General features: G+C 44.5%; 3 protein-coding genes and 1 pseudogene. All 4 read right to left on the bottom strand.

Going from position 1 to position 2,373, the window contains the following annotated elements; translation table 11 throughout:
* Positions 1 to 400: COG2426 family protein (locus tag CCU_RS02830; RefSeq protein WP_208895936.1), on the bottom strand; the 400-nt coding region annotated here is incomplete at its 3' end.
* A gap of 14 nt (positions 401 to 414) precedes the next feature.
* Positions 415 to 1,209, bottom strand: coding sequence for an enhanced serine sensitivity protein SseB (locus tag CCU_RS02835; RefSeq protein WP_015533482.1), 795 nt, complete (start codon positions 1,207 to 1,209; stop codon positions 415 to 417).
* A 30-nt stretch (positions 1,210 to 1,239) separates the two neighbouring features.
* On the bottom strand, positions 1,240 to 2,067 hold the full coding sequence (locus tag CCU_RS02840) for a zinc ribbon domain-containing protein (protein ID WP_015533483.1): 828 nt from the start codon (positions 2,065 to 2,067) through the stop codon (positions 1,240 to 1,242).
* 81 nt (positions 2,068 to 2,148) lie between these two features.
* Positions 2,149 to 2,373: pseudogene (locus tag CCU_RS02845) on the bottom strand (HD domain-containing protein); the annotation flags it as partial.

The raw sequence follows: 2,373 nt of genomic DNA on the forward strand, positions 1-2,373 counted from the left end.
AGCATGACCATGATAACGCTTTCTTCCAGTCAAGCTCAAGGAAGCTGGCTGCCAGTGTTCCTGTCCACGCCCCGGTTCCCGGAAGTGGTATTCCCACGAACAGCAGAAGTGCGATATACACTCCAGTGCCGGACTTTGCCATGAGCTTCTGTCCGCCGTGCTCTCCCTTCACAAGACACCATGTGAAGAATTTGCCTATGAATCTCTTGTCTTTTCCCCACTCAAGCACACGTCTTGCAAACCAGTATATAAATGGAACCGGTATCATATTGCCTATGACGCACACTATAAATGACGGTATACTCGGAAGTCCAAAGCCCACCGAATACGGTATGGCGCCTCGAAGCTCAAGTATTGGTACCATGGATATAAGAAATATAGTCAGATATTTTTTTAACATAACGATCCTCTCATTTAATTTTCAAGTCCGGCTCTAACATAGAACGGCTCTGTCACCTCTGTCACTTTCTTACCAAGCATGTTGTCTGCTCTGACCAGTGCCACCTCGATGCCAAATGAATGAGGCTTCATAAGAGGTATGAGTCCGGCAAATACAGGCTTCTCGTCTCCGTTTACCTCAAGAGCAACAAGATACTTATCCTCCTGTCCCTGCTCCTCCATCATCTGTATATACGCTCTGTCAACATTCTCTTTGTCTGCCAGATACTCTCTTGCAGCATCAAGCATCTGTATCGGCTGATACTTTGGTGTTCTGAGCTTGACTGTTGCGCCTGGCTTGATCTTGCTCTGTACAAGTCCTGTACGTGAGCGCTCTCTGTACTGACGGATAAACTCTCCTGATATAAAGCAGTTCTCAGTGAAAGGATTCATAGCTATTCCGCTTATGTTTCCATTTGAATTGAACACAAGATCCTCAAGCTGCTTATATGGAAGTATTATTCTCTGGAAGCCATCGTTAAACTGCGATGAAGCCATCGACTCATAATCTGTGAAGCACGGAAGTACCTTGTCTCCCTGCTCATTTGTCAGAAGTGAGAAGTTGATCTTCACTCCGTCCTGGAATGTAACCTTTCCATTCTCATCAGGCTTTGGCTCCTGGTCGAACTTTGCAGGAACTATAAATACTGCATGGACCACTGACTCAAAGAGCTGCTTAAGTGTATCCTTGTTCTCATTTTCTCTAACTGCGTGCATAGCCTCAACAAGCTCCACGTTCTCAATCTTTTTTCCAATGTCTTTTACGTCCATCTCGTTATCCTTTCATTAATTAATTGTGTATTATCTCTTCTCACCGTAATGCTCGTTGTAAAGCTTCACCGCTTCCTCATAGTGCTCTTCATCAGCCTTTGCCTGATCTGATCTCTTGGACAACACAAGATCCGGTCTCACATCCGGCATGCTCTGGCCTATCCTTGAGGTAAATTCCGTAAAGAACTCCTGGCCACCTGCATATGATGCCATCGGTATAGCCACCATTCCCTTTGAGGTTGCAAATATGTATCCTCTGTTCACGTGATAGAACGGCTCTACAACGCGCTCATTCTCTACTATATCATCTATCTCGTATTTTCTCCACATAAATGGTATCTTACTGAAATATATCGCCTTGTCATCCATCTTCACCGCCGATGATACCGCTATCCTACAGAATATCGCAAGTATAACGCTCACACAGAATGCAAGTATGACTGCAATCCTTCCCATACCTTTATTGAGACTGTCCACTCCAAATACAGCCATCACAATGAGAAACAGTATGAGCAGGCTTACTATGAATACCATAGGTCCAACTGTGGAATAACCTCTCATAACTCCGTTCTTATTCTTGCGGCATTTTCCGTAGTAGCTTATTCTTGAAGGCTTCATACCGAGATCCTCTCCACACAGAGGACAATACTTCTGGTTGACCGTACAGTTTGCCGGTATTGATTTGCCGCAGTGCGGACATCTGAAGAATATGGTGTTTATAATGCCTGATATAAGCGCAAGCACTACGAACAGAATCCAGCCCATGCTTATATTTCCTGCAAATGCAAATCCAAATATACACAGCACTCCTACTATTGGCAAAGCTGTAGACAGTAACTTTGATATATAAAGCTTCATCTTTCTCCTCCAAATCTAACAGCGGCGTCTATCCCTGCCGCCATCTCTGACCTGTTAAGTATAACATAATTCATCTTTTTTTCAATATTCCAGCGAAAAGAGCTGTCTGCACAGCATTTTGCCGGATTCCGTGGCAAATATATTATCGTATGCCGTCCTTATAGTATCTGCGTCCGCCTTATCCTCATACATGTTGACGAGGAAATCGGCCTCCACCAGTATCAGATAATCCAAACCGTCTATATTCCTGTAGGTGTGGTGATGTGCCACCAGATAACATGCCCTCTCCACTGCGGCATCTTCTGC

It is taken from the genome of Coprococcus sp. ART55/1 (assembly GCF_000210595.1).
In the GTDB taxonomy this organism is placed as follows: domain Bacteria; phylum Bacillota; class Clostridia; order Lachnospirales; family Lachnospiraceae; genus Coprococcus; species Coprococcus aceti.

Coding starts and splice junctions, on each gene's coding strand:
- CCU_RS02835 (WP_015533482.1), bottom strand. CDS start 1,209: ATGGACGTAAAAGACATTGGAAAAAAGATTGAGAACGTGGAGCTTGTT.
- CCU_RS02840 (WP_015533483.1), bottom strand. CDS start 2,067: ATGAAGCTTTATATATCAAAGTTACTGTCTACAGCTTTGCCAATAGTA.